Below are 13,703 nucleotides of genomic sequence, written 5' to 3'. Positions count from 1 at the left end.
GCGCGCTCAGCGCTGCATCCACTCGGGCGAACTGAGCAGAACCGTGTTCCATTCCGCCTGAGTCTGCGCCTGCGCCAATGCTTCGCGCGTGGCGGTGCCAAGCGTGCCCTCGATGGCGTCGTAGTAAGTCTTGTTGCCGATCACCGGGAAGCGCGCCTGCCCCACAGGCTTGCCGTCGTCGCCGGCAAACAGCCCGGCCGGGCCGGATCCGATCGCGCGCGCGATCTCGAATCGCTTGACCATCTGGCCCGAGCTCGCCCACGCGCTTTCCGCCGACGGGTAGCCGTCAGGCGTCACGTGCCCGTACAGCGGCTGGCCCAGCTGGTTCAGCCAGTTCATCACCGGACGCAGGTTGCTGACGGTGCGCCCGTCATACGCCAGCCGCATCGACGACATCACGTAAGCCATCGGGTCCTTGAACTTGCGCGCAGGTGCGGCCAGCGCGCGGTCAAGCTCCGGCGAGCGGAACAAGGTAGTGAGCACAGCGGCGATATCGCCGTCGGTCCGCGTAAAAGTCGCGGTCATGCGGTCGACCAGCGGCGCGGGCGGGTTGTCGGCAACGAAGTAGGCAGCGAGCTTGGTGCTGATGAACCTTGCCGTGGCGGGCTCGCGCGTGAGGATCTTCACGGCGCGGACGACTTCGTCAAACCCGGTCGGCTCGATGCGCTGGCCCAGCAGGGTCTTTGGGCCGAAATCGTGGCGATTGGGATTGAACTCGAACAGGCCGTCGCTGCGGTAGAGCGCCTGGCGTGCCGGCGGCAAGCGGGGCGGCTCGCCGCGCAGGTTGATGCCGACACCGGTCAGCACGCGTGCCAGTTCCTGCACGTCCTGCTGCGTGTAACGCGAGCCGCTGGGCCCGCCGGAAACGCCCAGGGTGTGCAGCTCCATCAGTTCGCGCGCGTAGTTCTCGTTGATGCGGTTGACGGCGCTCTGCGCGTTGTCGAGGTATTCAAGCATGGCCGGCGCCGTCACCGTCGCGAGCACGAGATCGCTGAACTTGCCCAGCGCGCGCGGCCGGATGGTGCGCTCTTCATAGTCGGGCAGCGCCAGGCGGACCTGCCCCTTGCCGGAATAGACACTAAAATGGTTCATCCAGAACCAGGTCATCTGCTCGCGCAATTGCGCCGGGGAATACAGCGCGCGCAGCAGGTGCCGGCGGCTGGCATCGGCCACGGTCTCGCGCGCCTGGCGGTTCAGGGCTTCGCGGGCCTGCTGCTTTGCGGTGTCGTCGGCCAGGCCGTTGATGCGCTGGCGCTCCTCGCGCACCGCACGTGTGCGTTCGGCGGCATCGCCCTGCAATTGCGGCAGCGCGGCAATCTCCGCCGCCAGCGCCGGCGGATCGGCAACGGGCATGCGCAGCTGCTCTTCAAGATAGCGCTCCCGGCCAAGCGCCTGCAGGCGGCGGATGCTGGCCTGGTCCGCACCGAAGCTGATTGTGTCGAGCCAGTGCAGGTCGGCCGCGCTAATGGCGCCCGATCCGGTCGGCGGCTGCTGGGCGCAGGCTGCCAGCCCGGCCACGGCGGCGCGCGCCACCAGCACGGCCAGCCCGCGCCATGCCGTGGCGACAAAAGAACCCGCTGAACGGTGCTGCAGGCCAGGAACCATGCCGTCTACCTCAGGATCTTGCCGGACATAAGGGATCTTACGTGCGGGGCGGGCTTTGGTTGACGTGCTGGGCATGCGGGACTGTTACGAAAACTTTCAGGGGTGAAAGGCGCCACGCTGTCGCGGATCATTCACGGCCATGCGGCCATTACGCCGGACATCCCCATCCGGCTCGAGGAAGCGCTGGGCGCCAGCCGCGAGATGTGGAGCGGCATGCAGATGACCTACGACCTGTGGATAGCAGCGCAGAAGCCGCGCAAGCGCATCAGGCCGGTGAAGCGCAAACCGGCTGCGGAATCTGCCGCCAATGACTGATCAGGCCGCGCCCTTGCCGCGCTTCAGATGCAGCGAGACGCTGACGCGATCGGCCGGATAGAGCGTTTCGGTCATTTCGAGAATCCTGCCCTTCTCGTCCTTGTAGTGCCGCAGCAGCCGCAGGCCGGCTGAGCCGGCATCCGCCTTCAGCACTTTTGCCATCGGCTCGTCGACGAGCGCACCGGAGATGGTCTGCCGGATCTCCGCGATGGTTTGCCCGCACTCCCTTTCGATCAGGGCGCTGACCAGCGTCTGCGGGTTCTCCTCGACCTGTTTCGTGATATGGGCGAAGGCAGTATCTATATAGATGCCGGCCCACGAGACCGGGCTGTTGCCCTTGCGCACATCGACGCGCACGCCCGACAGGCACACCCACTTGCTGCCGACAGGCGCCTCCAGCCGCCGCGCCATGGCGCGGTCGAGGGTGACCTCGCGCACCGACTGCACCGAGCGGACTTCAGTCGCCGCAACGCGGACCAGGTCATCGATGGTGCCGAACGACTGGGAATAGGAGACGCTCGGGTTGGCGCTCTCCACGCGGGTACCCACCGACTTCTTGCGCGAGATATAGCCGCGTTCCTGCGGCACGTCGAGCGCCGAGCGAACGGTATGCCGGCTGACGCCGTATTGCCGGGCAAGATCCGGCTCGGTCGGAAGCAGGCAACCAGTAACATAGCGCCCCTCGACGATGTCCTTGACCAGGCTGCTGGCAAGTTCCAGGTAGCGGGTAGTCTGCGCCGCGGACGGATCGGCAACGCTACGGCTGGAATCGTTCTTCATGGAATATGCGCATCGATCGGCAGGCGGCGCGGAGGAACCGGCGCCGAGGCCGGCATTATAAACGGGCCCCGGGGCGAGCCTTCCCCCGCGATTGCCGGATTTGCCAAGACAATCCCGCCACGCGCGGCTAGGCTTGCGCCTTCAGCAATCATCGGCCCGCCGCGGCCGAGTCCGTCATGTCGCGCCCTTCCGCACCCGCCGCCTGGCTGCCCGCTCTGGCCTTTGTCCTGATCTGGTCCACGGGCTTCATCGTCGGCAAGGCCATCGTGCCGCTGGCGGATACCAGCCTGTTCCTGCTCGCGCGCTTTGCCGTGGCAGGCGTGGTGTTCGCCGTCGCGGCCCTCGCCTCGGGTGCGAAGTGGCCGCGATGGCGCGAGGTACCCCGCCATCTGCTGGCCGGGGCGCTGATGCAGGGCGTGTACCTGTGCGCCGGCTATGGCGCGGTGGCCCACGGACTCTCGCCTTCCGTGATGGCGCTGCTGGGGGCGCTGCAGCCGCTGCTGACCGCGCTGCTTGCCATCCCCCTGCTCAAAGAGCTACCTTCCAGACGCACGTGGCAGGGGCTGGCGCTGGGCTCGCTCGGCGTGGCGCTGGTGGTAGCGCCGGCGATGCAGGCGAACGCGCCGCAGCCGGTCTCGCCCTGGATCGTGCTGACCGGGATACTCGCCATCCTGTCGATCACCATGGGAACCATTCTTCAGAAAACCTCGATTGCGGCATCCGACCTGCGCACGAGTTCGGCCTGGCAGAGCGTCGGCGCGATGCTGGTGGCGGGCGCGCTGGTCAGCATGAACCCGGCGCCGGCCTGGCATGGCGGGCCGGCGCTGTGGGCGGCGCTCGCCTGGGCCGCGCTGGTGCTGTCGGGCGCCGGCACCTGGCTGCTGCTCGGCATCGTCCGGCGCGGGCAGGCGGCCAGCGCTGCGGCGCTGATGTTCCTGGCGCCGCCGCTGGCGGCGGTGCAGGCGTGGCTGCTGTTCGGTGACAGCCTTGGCCCGGTGCAGTGGCTTGGCATGGGCGTGGCTGGTGCGGGGGTCTGGCTCTGCCAGACCCGAGGGAGCGTCAGGCATGCCGCCGCGCGCTGAGGCCGCGGGGCGCGCGGCGCCGCTGGTCGAGCGCCGCCGCTATCAGCCCTGGGCCTACGGCCACCAGCACGGCTACCACCAGTTGCTGTTCGGGCTGGACGGTGCCACCGAGCTCGAGATCGACGGCCATGTGTACCGTGTCGACAGCCGTTCCGGACTGGTCGTGCCGGCGGGCAGCCACCATGAGTTCCTGGGCCTTGCAGGCAATCTGCAGCTGGTGGCGGACTTCCCCGCCAGTTCGGTCGCGCTGCCTGCGCGGCTGATGGCCCGGCCAAGGCCGTTCACTCTGGATGGTGCGTTCGGCACACGCGTGCGCGCACTGGCCGCGCTGCGCACCGCTGCCGCCCGAGCGCCACAGTACGACTGGCAGCTTGCCGCGACGCTGGCCGTCGAGCTGGCCGGGTGCCTGGGCCTGGCCGGCGACAATGAAGTCTTCCCGCTGATGGCCATAGACGCCTACCTGCGCGCCAACCTGTCCACACCCGTGCGCGCCGGGGAACTCGCCGGCCATTTCGGCTGGAGCGTGCGGCGTTTCCATACCCTGTTCACCGAAGCCTTTGGCGATACCCCGCATCGCTACCAGACCCGCCTGCGGCTGGACCAGGCCGTGCAACTGCTGGCCCGCACCGGCCTGCCGCTGGCCGAGGTCGCCCTGGCTGCCGGCTATCCCGACCAGACCACCTTCACCCGCGGCTTCACGCGGCGCTTTGGCCAGCCGCCGGGCGCCTGGCGCGAAGCGATGCGAGGCTGAATGATCTTGGGAATTCCGGGTGCATTCACCAACACTCGCAGAGCTGCTGGCGGTGTTGTATTACCGCCTGCGCATCCAGGCGCGCGGCCCGGTTTCGTATCAGGCCTGACACCACGCCTGCTGGCGTCTCGCTACAATGGCTCCCGGGCAATCCAACGCCAGGGGGCCAGATGTCCGAGAGCTTTGCCGCGCCACCCCGCCAGGACGGGGCAGCCGAACCAGAGACCGCCGCGCACCAACGCGGCACCGGCGCCGCAGCCAATACCGCTGCGGATGCCGAAGCCCGCGCCACCGCGGTGGCCGGCACGATCGCGCGCAACGCCATCGAGCAGGCCGACCACGCCATGCGCCACTGGACCGATCCGTCGCCAGACCCGGTGCGCATCGGCTCCCCGCAGCACCTGCGCATGTTCTGCAACATGCTGCTGCAGACCCACAACCCTTACAAACCTGCAGTGATCGAGTGGCCCGCGCTGGCGCCCGACGCCCTGCAACGCGTGACGTCGCTGCCGATCTGGGACATCGCCGTACAGACCGAGGGCCGCGCCTCGATCCGCGTGAAGACCTTTGCCGAAACCGTCAGCGACCCGCTGCTGCGCTGCGCGCTGGATATGGACGGCGGTGAAGAGGCCCGCCACAAGGTGGTGCTGTCCCGGCTGGTCGAGGCCTACGGCATCCCGCTTGCCCCCGAACCGGACTATCCGCCGCCCGACGATCCAGAATGGGGCTGGCTGGTGACCGGCTACAGCGAGTGCATCGACAGCTTCTTTGCCTTCGGTCTGTTCGCCGCCGCCAGACGCTCCGGCTTCTTCCCGGCCGAACTGGTCGAAACCTTCGAGCCGGTGATCCAGGAGGAAGGCCGCCACATCCTCTTCTTCGTCAACTGGGCGGCCTGGTACCGCCGCAACCTGCCGTGGTGGCGCCGCCCGCTGTTTGCGCTGAAGGTGGCGCGGGTCTGGGCCTTCCTGATCTGGGAGCGCATCGGCATCGCGCGCGGGATCGATGCCGACGGCGCGGCGCAGGATGCCAACTTCACCATGAACGGCTCGGCGGCACTGGGCGAGGCGCTGTCGCCCGGTGCGATGATCGACCTGTGCCTGACCGAGAACGACCGCCGCATGGCGGGCTATGACCATCGGCTGCTGCGCCCGGAGACCGTGCCACGGCTCGCCCGGCTGGCGCGGCGCTTTGTGAAATAAGAGACACGATGACCGTTGCGTTTGTGTTGTCGCTGGCTTGCCTGGCGATCTGGTGCGGACTGCTGCTGGCCCGCGCCGGCTTCTGGCGGGTGCGCCGACCGGCTCCCGCGCCGGAGCCGGCCCGGTGGCCCGATGTCGTCGCCATCATTCCTGCGCGAAATGAAGCGGACGTCATCGGCCGTGCGGTTGCCGGAGTGCTTGGCCAGCAATATCCCGGCAAGCTGTCGCTGGTGGTGGTCGACGATCACAGCAGCGACGGGACGGCCGACCTGGCCACGGCTGCTGCGGCCATGACGGCCAGGCCGGATGCCCTGACCGTCGTCTCCGCCCGCGAACTGCCGGCTGGCTGGAGCGGCAAGGTCTGGGCCCAGTCCGAAGGGCTGATCGCCGCTGACCGCGTCGCGCCGCAAGCCGGCTATGTCTGGCTGACCGACGCCGACATCTGGCATGGCCCCGGCGTGCTGGCCGGGCTGGCGGCCCGTGCCGTCCACGAGCGGCGCGACCTCGTTTCGCTGATGGTGCGGCTGCGCTGCGCGTCGGCGTGGGAACGCATGATCGTGCCGGCTTTTGTGTTCTTCTTCGCCAAGCTTTATCCCTTCGAGCGAGTACGCGATCCGCGCAGCCCGGTTGCCGCAGCGGCCGGCGGGTGCATGCTGGCCAGCCGCGCGGCGCTGGCGCGCATTGGCGGTTTCGCCGCGATTCGCAGCGCGTTGATCGACGATTGCAGCCTGGCCGCGCAGATCAAGCCGGGCGGCGCCATCAGCCTGGACCTGGCCGAAGACAGCCTGTCGTTGCGCCCCTACAACGACTGGCGCAGCCTGTGGGAAATGATCGCGCGCAGTGCCTACACGCAGTTGCGCTACTCCCCGCTGCTGCTGGCGGGCGCCGTGGCCGGCATGGCACTGACCTACCTGGCCCCGCCGCTGCTGGCGCTGGCCGGCGGCTTGCGGCTCTGGCCGGCTTGGCTGGCCTGGGCTGCGATGGTGCTGGCCTACCTGCCGATGCTGCGCGAATACCGCCAGCCCGCCTGGCTGGCTCCGCTGCTTCCGCTGACCGCCCTGTTCTATCTAGGGGCGACCGTGGATTCGGCCCGCCGCTACTGGCTGCGCCGTGGCGGCCAGTGGAAGGGCCGTGCGCAGGCTCAGCCCTTGCCCAAATAGCCTTCCGCCCGGAACCAGTCGAGCGCGTCCTTCAGGCCCTCGCGGTACGGCCGCGGCTGGTAGCCGAGTTCGCGCCGCGCCTTGTCCGAGGTGAAGAACATCCGGTATTTCGACATATTGAGCCCGTCGACGGTGATGAACGGCTCCTTGCCGGTCACCCTGGCGACCGCTTCCGCCGCGTGCGCGAGCGGATACAGCGGCCATCGGGGCAATTGCATGGTGGGCGCGCGCCGGTTGCACAGTTCGGCGATATCGCGCAGCATCTGCTGCAGCATCACGTCATCGCCGCCCAGGATGTAGCGCTCGCCCGTGCGGCCGCGCTCCAGCGCCTGGAAATGGCCGGCGGCCACATCATCCACGTGCGCCAGGTTCAGGCCGGTCTCGACGAAGGCGGGGATCTTGCCAGTTGCGGCCTCAACAATGATCCGGCCGGTCGGTGTCGGGCGCACGTCGCGCGGCCCGATCGGCGTGGAGGGATTGACGATCACGGCCGGCAGCCCGTTCTGTGCCACCATCCGCTCCACCACCCGCTCGGCCAGCACCTTGCTGCGCTTATAGGCGCCGATGGCCTCGTGCGGGGTCAGGGCGGCGGTTTCGTCCACCGGTGCGGATGCCCCCGCGACGCGCAGGGTCGCCACGCTGCTTGTATACACCACGCGCTCGACGCCGGCCTGCTGCGCGGCTTCCATCACGGCAATGGTGCCGTCCACATTGGTGCGGACGATCTCTTCCGGATCAGCTGCCCACAGCCGGTAGTCGGCCGCCACATGAAACAGGTAGCGCACCCCGGCCAGCGCGGCGCTCACGGCCACCGGGTCGCGCATATCGCCCGTCATCGTCTCGACCGGCAGCCCGGCCAGATTGTTGCGCGGACTGGTGGCTCGCACCAATACCCGCACGCGGAACCCGCGCGCCAGCGCCTGCCGCATCACAGCCGATCCGAGAAAACCCGATGCGCCTGTCACTAATACGTAATCGTTTACCGTCATAAACCCGTTTCCCGGTGAGGTGGAAACGCCGCAACCCTGCATGGGCAGCCAGACAAATCCTACGCGGCCGGTATATAGTAACCACACTGTGTCGGAAATGTGATTTCCGTGCACCTTCCCACAATCCGTAAAACCCGTTTGACAGGGTCGGGAGCCTTCTTTATGCAGGTGATTCTTGCTCAGCCCCGAGGTTTCTGTGCCGGCGTGGTGCGTGCGATCGAGATTGTCGACCGCGCCCTCGTCAAGCATGGTGCCCCGGTATTCGTGCGGCATGAAATTGTGCACAACAAGCATGTTGTGGAGGGGTTGAAGCAGAAAGGCGCGCGCTTCGTCGAAGAACTGGACGAAGTGCCGACTGGCGCCGTCACCATTTTCAGCGCGCACGGCGTGTCGCGCGAGGTCGTGGCCGACGCGAGCCAGCGCCAGCTGCATGCCATCGACGCAACCTGCCCGCTGGTGATCAAGGTCCACACCCAGGGCCGGCAATATGCGGCAAGTGGCCGCACCGTGATCCTGATCGGCCACGCCGGCCACCCCGAGGTGGAAGGCACCATGGGCCAGATCCCCGGCAGGGTGATCCTGGTGCAGAACGAGGCCGAAGTCGGGCAACTCGATCTGGCACCCGACACCCCTGTCGCCTATGTCACGCAGACCACGCTCAGCGTGGACGACACGCGCAATATCATCGCCGCCCTGGGCCGCCGCTTCAGCGACCTGGTCGGGCCCGATACGCGCGATATCTGCTATGCGACGCAAAACCGCCAGAGCGCCGTGCGCGATCTGTGCAAACTGGCCGACGTGATCCTCGTGATCGGCGCGACCAACAGCTCCAATTCCAACCGCCTGCGCGAGATTGGTACCGAGAGCGGCGTGCCCAGCTACCTGATCGCCGACGGCAGCGAGCTCGACCCGGCCTGGGTGCGCGATGCCAACGTGGTCGGCATTACCGCGGGGGCCTCGGCGCCCGAGGAAATGGTCGAAGATGTGATCGCGGCGCTGCGCCGGCTCGGCCCGGTCGATGTCTCGACCATGGAAGGGCGCGAAGAGCATGCCGAATTCCGCCTGCCCGCGGAACTTGTCGACGTCCGTCCTGCCACATCCGTGACCACGACCGGCAAGCGCAAGCCCAAGCCGGCCGAAAGCGAGCCCGCCCAAAAGGCCGCCGCCCGCCAGGCCAGCGAAAAGATCGCCGGCTGAACCCCATAGAAGGAAGCACCCTTGGCTATTCCGTTCCTGCAGGTCGCCCGTGTCGGCGCCTACATCGTCGGCAAGCATTTGTCGCGACAAAAACGCTATCCGCTCGCTCTGATGCTGGAGCCGCTGTTCCGCTGCAACCTCGAGTGTTCCGGGTGCGGCAAGATCGACTATCCCGACCCTATCCTGAACCAGCGCCTCTCGGTGCAGGAATGCCTGGAAGCCGTGGATGAATGCGGCGCCCCGGTGGTATCGATCGCGGGCGGCGAGCCGCTGCTGCACAAGGACATGCCGGCCATCGTCGAAGGCATCATCGCGCGGCGCAAGTTCGTCTACCTGTGCACCAATGCGCTGCTGATGGAGAAGAAGCTGGACCAGTACAAGCCCAGCCCGTATTTCATCTGGTCGGTCCACCTGGACGGCGACCGCGAGATGCATGACCGCTCGGTATGCCAGGAAGGCGTCTATGACCGCTGCGTCGAAGCCATCCGCCTGGCCAAGGAGCGCGGCTTCCGCGTCAATATCAACTGCACGCTGTTCAACGATGCCGAGCCCGAGCGCGTGGCGCGCTTCTTCGACTCGGTCAAGGCGATGGGCGTGGACGGCATCACGGTGTCGCCCGGCTATGCCTACGAACGCGCCCCGGACCAGCAGCACTTCCTGAACCGCGGCAAGACCCGCCAGCTGTTCCGAGACATCCTGAGCCGCGGCCGCGCCGGCAAGAACTGGGCCTTCAGCCAGTCCACCCTGTTCCTGGATTTCCTGGCCGGCAACCAGACCTACCACTGCACGCCGTGGGGCAACCCGGCACGCACCGTGTTCGGCTGGCAGCGTCCGTGCTACCTGGTCGGGGAAGGCTATGCCAAGACCTTCCGCGAACTGATGGACGAGACCGACTGGGACGCCTACGGCACCGGCAACTACGAAAAGTGCGCCGATTGCATGGTGCACAGCGGCTACGAAGCCACCGCCGTGGCGGACACCTTCGCCCACCCGCTCAAGGCGCTGGGCGTGAGCCTGCGCGGCGTGCGCACCAGCGGAGCGATGGCCCCCGATATCGCGCTCGACAAGCAACGGCCGGCCGAGTACGTGTTCTCGCGCCACGTCGAGATCAAGCTTGAAGAGATCGGCCGGGCCAAAACGGGCAAAGCCGCCAAGCCCAAGGCACCGGCCGCGGTCACGCACTGAAAGAAGCACCGATGGGCCCGGAACCGGCGACAACCCTGCTGGGCAGTACGCTGACCTGTGTGTCGGCGGGATACGCGCTCGCCGCTGCATGGCTCACGCGCCGGCACTCGGTGCGGCCGGCGCCGGCCGGCCATGCAGTGCGTCCGGTCAGCGTGCTAAAGCCGCTGTGCGGCGCCGAGCCGCGCCTGCAGGAAAACCTGTCGACGCTGTGCCGGCAGCATCATCCGGCCTTCCAGCTCGTGTTCGGCGTTCGCGCGGCGGACGATCCGGCAATTGCGGTAGTGGCGCAGCTGCGCCGCGAATTTCCGGACTGCGACATCGCACTCGTGGTCGACCCGCAAGTGCACGGCAGCAACCTGAAGGTCAGCAACCTCATCAACCTGAGCGCCCAGGCGAAACACGATTACCTCGTGGTGGCCGACAGCGACATTGCCGTGCCGCCGGACTACCTGGCGCGCGTCACTGCGCCGCTGGCGGATCCCGGCGTAGGCGTGGTCACGTGTCTCTATCGCGGCAACCCGACCGGCGGCCTGTGGTCGCGGCTTGGCGCGCAGTTCATCGACGACTGGTTTGCGCCGTCGGTGCGCATCGCGCACGCCGGCGGCTCGCGCCGCTTTGCCTTTGGCGCGACCATCGCGCTGCGGCGTGAGACACTGGCGGCGATCGGCGGCTTCGAGGCCTTGTCCGACCGGCTGGCCGATGATTTCTGGCTGGGCGAGCTGACGCGGCAACGCGGGTTGCAGACGGTGCTGTCGGATGTCGTGGTGACTACGGACGTCACCGAGAACCGCTTCTCCGACCTGTGGAACCACGAGCTGCGCTGGCTGCGCACGATCCGCTCGCTGAATCTGGCAGGCTTTGCTTTCACCTTTATCACCTTCACCTGGCCGATGCTTGCGCTCGGCGCGTGGCTGGCCCCGCTGCCGGCGATGCTGGCCGTCGCGCTGGCCGGCGTACTTGCGCGCAGCATGCTCGCGGGCAGCGTCGGCGCCGCGGTGCGCGCGCCGTTGCGCGATGTGCTGCTGCTGGCCGGCTGGGCCGCTGCGCTCGCCGGCAGGCGCGTGCAGTGGCGCGAGCAGGTGCTGTCGGTGCGGGATGCGCCTGCGCGTCGCCCGCACGCCAACCCCAATCCATCTACCACCGGCATCCTTCCCCAGAGGCCGCTATGAAAAAAACCCTTTTCCTCCAGGCCCCTTCCTTCGACGGCTTTGACGGCGGCGCGGGCTCGCGCTACCAGGCCAAGCGCGAGATCAAATCGTTCTGGTACCCGACATGGCTGGCCCAGCCCGCCGCGCTGGTGCCCGGCAGCCGCGTGCTCGACGCGCCCGCCGACGAACTGACCCCGCAGCAGACGCTGGACATCGCCGTCGACTACGACCTGGTCATCATCCACACCAGCACGCCCTCGTTCCCGACCGACGCCAAGTTCGCCGAGGAACTCAAGAAGCGCAAGCCCGGCGTGATGATCGGCATGGTCGGCGCCAAGCCCGCCGTGGACCCGGGCGGCACGCTCGGCGCGAGCGAGGCCGTCGATTTCGTCTGCCGCGAAGAGTTCGACTACACCTGCCAGGACGTGGCGGCAGGCAAGCTGCTCAAGGACATCCTCGGCCTCTCGTACCGCCTGCCGGACGGCTCGCTCGAACACAACGGGCAGCGCCCGATGATCGAGAACATGGACGAGCTGCCGTTCGTGGCGCCCGTCTACAAGCGTGACCTGAAGATCGAGAACTACTTCATCGGCTACCTGAAGCATCCATACGTGTCGATCTACACCGGCCGCGGCTGCCGCTCCAAGTGCACCTTCTGCCTGTGGCCGCAGACCGTGGGCGGCCATCGCTACCGCACGCGCACTGCGGAAAGCGTGATCGCCGAGGTGAAATGGATCAAGGAGAACATGCCCGAGGTGAAGGAGATCATGTTCGACGATGACACCTTCACCGACTTCAAGCCGCGCGTGGAGGAGATTGCGCGCGGGCTCGGCAAGCTGGGCGTGACCTGGTCCTGCAACGCCAAGGCCAACGTGCCGTACAGCACGCTCAAGATCATGAAGGAAAACGGCCTGCGCCTGCTGCTGGTGGGCTACGAGTCGGGCGACGACCAGATCCTGCTGAACATCAAGAAGGGCCTGCGCACCGACATCGCGCGCCGCTTTACCGAGGACTGCCGCAAGCTCGGCATCCAGATCCACGGCACCTTCATCCTTGGCCTGCCGGGCGAGACCCGCGAGACCATCGAGAAGACCATCGAGTACGCCAAGGAAATCAACCCGCACACGATCCAGGTCTCGCTCGCCGCGCCCTACCCCGGCACCACGCTGTACCGGCAGGCGGTGGAAAACGGCTGGCTGGAAGAGAACAAGGTCATCAACCTGGTCAACGACAAGGGCGTGCAGCTGGCGGCGATCAGCTACCCGCACCTGTCGAAGGAAGACATCTACCACGGCGTGGAAACCTTCTATAAGCGCTTCTATTTCCGTCCCAGCAAGATCTGGGAAATCGTGCGGGAAATGCTGGGAAGCTGGGACATGATGAAGCGGCGCCTGCGCGAAGGCGTGGAGTTCTTCCGCTTCCTGCGCTCGCACGAGGCCTGATCTGCCGCCAGCCGCTCATTCCGCCGTTCCAGTTCGTGCGCTGATCATCACGGCCGACGACTTCGGCCTGCACACTGCCGTCAACGAAGCGGTGGAACTGGCCCACCGCGAGGGCGTGCTCAATGCCGCCAGCCTGATGGTGGGCGCGCCCGCTGCCAACGATGCGGTGGCGCGCGCGCGGCGGCTGCCCTCCCTGCGGGTCGGCCTGCACGTGGTGCTGGCCGACGGTCCCGCCACCTTGCCGCCCGCGCAGATTCCCGACCTGGTCGATGCGCAGGGCCGCTTCGGCTCGGCAATGGCGCGCGACGGCTGCCGCTTCTTCTTCCTGCCGCACGTGCGGCGCCAGCTCGCGGCCGAGATCCGCGCGCAGTTCGAGGCCTTCGCCGCCACCGGACTGCCGCTCGATCACGTCAATACGCACAAGCACTTCCACCTGCACCCGACCGTGCTCTCGCTGATCCTGTCGATCGGCCGCGAGTACGGGCTGCGCGCGATGCGCCTGCCGCGCGAAACCGGGGCGCCGCTGTTGCTGCGCCCGTGGCTGGCACTGCTGCGCCGGCGCCTGGAACGGGCGGGCATCGCCCACAACGACTACGTGGTCGGCATTGCGCACAGCGGCGGCATGGACGAGGCCGTACTGCTGGAGGCACTGGCGCGGCTGCCGGGCGGCGTCGGCGAAATCTACCTGCACCCTGCGGTCATCTCCGGCGCGCACATTGCGCCCAGCATGGACGGCTACCGCCACGCCGATGAGCTGGCAGCGCTGCTGTCACCGCGCGTGCGCGCCGCGCTCGATATCGCCACCCGGCGCCGTGGCGGCTTCGCTGACGTGCTGGCGGCCACCTGACTC

The 13,703-nt window shown here is 67.7% G+C and carries 13 protein-coding genes; 10 read left to right on the top strand and 3 right to left on the bottom strand.

Translation table 11 applies throughout. The features are described 5' to 3' along the window. Nucleotides 1–6 precede the first annotated feature (6 nt). Nucleotides 7–1,605: a DUF1800 domain-containing protein gene (locus RM96_RS07495; RefSeq protein ID WP_039009379.1), complete on the bottom strand. Its 1,599-nt coding sequence runs from the start codon at nt 1,603–1,605 to the stop codon at nt 7–9. A gap of 102 nt (nt 1,606–1,707) precedes the next feature. Here RM96_RS07495 and RM96_RS07490 point away from each other — a divergent pair, with 102 nt between their 5' ends. Beyond that, nucleotides 1,708–1,920, top strand: a complete 213-nt coding sequence (locus RM96_RS07490) for a HigA family addiction module antitoxin (protein WP_238587138.1) — start codon at nt 1,708–1,710, stop codon at nt 1,918–1,920. Here RM96_RS07490 and RM96_RS07485 read toward each other — a convergent pair whose 3' ends face one another. Further along, on the bottom strand, nt 1,921–2,700 hold the full coding sequence (locus tag RM96_RS07485) for a GntR family transcriptional regulator (protein ID WP_052279366.1): 780 nt from the start codon (nt 2,698–2,700) through the stop codon (nt 1,921–1,923). Between the two features lie 176 nt (nt 2,701–2,876). On the opposite strand from RM96_RS07485, the gene RM96_RS07480 reads away from it, so the two are divergent. From RM96_RS07480 to RM96_RS07465, 4 genes are all read left to right on the top strand, one after another. After that, nucleotides 2,877–3,782, top strand: coding sequence for a DMT family transporter (locus RM96_RS07480; RefSeq protein WP_039009377.1), 906 nt, complete (start codon nt 2,877–2,879; stop codon nt 3,780–3,782). Beyond that, a complete protein-coding gene (locus RM96_RS07475; RefSeq protein WP_039009375.1) occupies nt 3,766–4,533 on the top strand; it encodes a helix-turn-helix transcriptional regulator in 768 nt (255 codons plus the stop codon). The genes RM96_RS07480 and RM96_RS07475 overlap by 17 nt, the downstream gene beginning before the upstream one ends. A gap of 344 nt (nt 4,534–4,877) precedes the next feature. Next, complete coding sequence (locus tag RM96_RS07470) at nt 4,878–5,732, top strand: hypothetical protein (protein WP_052279371.1); 855 nt, start codon at nt 4,878–4,880, stop codon at nt 5,730–5,732. 8 nt (nt 5,733–5,740) lie between these two features. Further along, nucleotides 5,741–6,892, top strand: a complete 1,152-nt coding sequence (locus RM96_RS07465; protein WP_039009373.1) for a glycosyltransferase — start codon at nt 5,741–5,743, stop codon at nt 6,890–6,892. On the opposite strand, the gene hpnA is transcribed toward RM96_RS07465, so the two are convergent. Next, nucleotides 6,874–7,881 (bottom strand): hopanoid-associated sugar epimerase, encoded by a 1,008-nt coding sequence (gene hpnA, locus RM96_RS07460; protein WP_039009371.1) that lies wholly within the window; start codon nt 7,879–7,881, stop codon nt 6,874–6,876. The two genes, RM96_RS07465 and hpnA, sit on opposite strands and share 19 nt — an antisense overlap. Nucleotides 7,882–8,043: 162 nt before the next feature. On the opposite strand from hpnA, the gene ispH reads away from it, so the two are divergent. The 5 genes from ispH to hpnK are packed head-to-tail and all read left to right on the top strand — an operon-like array spanning nt 8,044 to nt 13,700. Then, nucleotides 8,044–9,078 carry a 4-hydroxy-3-methylbut-2-enyl diphosphate reductase gene (ispH, locus tag RM96_RS07455; RefSeq protein WP_039009369.1) on the top strand — a complete coding sequence of 345 codons (1,035 nt, stop codon included), beginning with the start codon at nt 8,044–8,046 and terminating at the stop codon, nt 9,076–9,078. A gap of 21 nt (nt 9,079–9,099) precedes the next feature. Next, on the top strand, nt 9,100–10,263 hold the full coding sequence (hpnH, locus tag RM96_RS07450; protein WP_039009367.1) for an adenosyl-hopene transferase HpnH: 1,164 nt from the start codon (nt 9,100–9,102) through the stop codon (nt 10,261–10,263). Nucleotides 10,264–10,274: 11 nt separating this feature from the next. Continuing rightward, nucleotides 10,275–11,432: a bacteriohopanetetrol glucosamine biosynthesis glycosyltransferase HpnI gene (gene hpnI, locus RM96_RS07445; RefSeq protein ID WP_039009365.1), complete on the top strand. Its 1,158-nt coding sequence runs from the start codon at nt 10,275–10,277 to the stop codon at nt 11,430–11,432. Next, nucleotides 11,429–12,853 carry a hopanoid biosynthesis associated radical SAM protein HpnJ gene (hpnJ, locus tag RM96_RS07440; protein WP_039009362.1) on the top strand — a complete coding sequence of 475 codons (1,425 nt, stop codon included), beginning with the start codon at nt 11,429–11,431 and terminating at the stop codon, nt 12,851–12,853. The genes hpnI and hpnJ overlap by 4 nt, the downstream gene beginning before the upstream one ends. A gap of 40 nt (nt 12,854–12,893) precedes the next feature. Beyond that, entirely contained in the window at nt 12,894–13,700 is an 807-nt protein-coding gene (gene hpnK, locus RM96_RS07435) for a hopanoid biosynthesis-associated protein HpnK (protein WP_274520157.1), read from the top strand. Nucleotides 13,701–13,703 lie beyond the last annotated feature (3 nt).

The organism is Cupriavidus sp. IDO (assembly GCF_000812465.1).
GTDB lineage: Bacteria > Pseudomonadota > Gammaproteobacteria > Burkholderiales > Burkholderiaceae > Cupriavidus.
This window is presented reverse-complemented; position numbering and strand designations above follow the sequence as displayed.

Bases quoted from the DNA above. Each gene is read 5' to 3' on its own strand.
- RM96_RS07495 (WP_039009379.1), bottom strand. From the start codon at position 1,605: ATGGTTCCTGGCCTGCAGCACCGTTCAGCGGGTTCTTTTGTCGCCACG.
- RM96_RS07485 (WP_052279366.1), bottom strand. From the start codon at position 2,700: ATGAAGAACGATTCCAGCCGTAGCGTTGCCGATCCGTCCGCGGCGCAG.
- RM96_RS07480 (WP_039009377.1), top strand. From the start codon at position 2,877: ATGTCGCGCCCTTCCGCACCCGCCGCCTGGCTGCCCGCTCTGGCCTTT.
- RM96_RS07475 (WP_039009375.1), top strand. From the start codon at position 3,766: ATGCCGCCGCGCGCTGAGGCCGCGGGGCGCGCGGCGCCGCTGGTCGAG.
- RM96_RS07470 (WP_052279371.1), top strand. From the start codon at position 4,878: ATGCGCCACTGGACCGATCCGTCGCCAGACCCGGTGCGCATCGGCTCC.
- RM96_RS07465 (WP_039009373.1), top strand. From the start codon at position 5,741: ATGACCGTTGCGTTTGTGTTGTCGCTGGCTTGCCTGGCGATCTGGTGC.
- hpnA (WP_039009371.1), bottom strand. From the start codon at position 7,881: ATGACGGTAAACGATTACGTATTAGTGACAGGCGCATCGGGTTTTCTC.
- ispH (WP_039009369.1), top strand. From the start codon at position 8,044: ATGCAGGTGATTCTTGCTCAGCCCCGAGGTTTCTGTGCCGGCGTGGTG.
- hpnI (WP_039009365.1), top strand. From the start codon at position 10,275: ATGGGCCCGGAACCGGCGACAACCCTGCTGGGCAGTACGCTGACCTGT.
- hpnJ (WP_039009362.1), top strand. From the start codon at position 11,429: ATGAAAAAAACCCTTTTCCTCCAGGCCCCTTCCTTCGACGGCTTTGAC.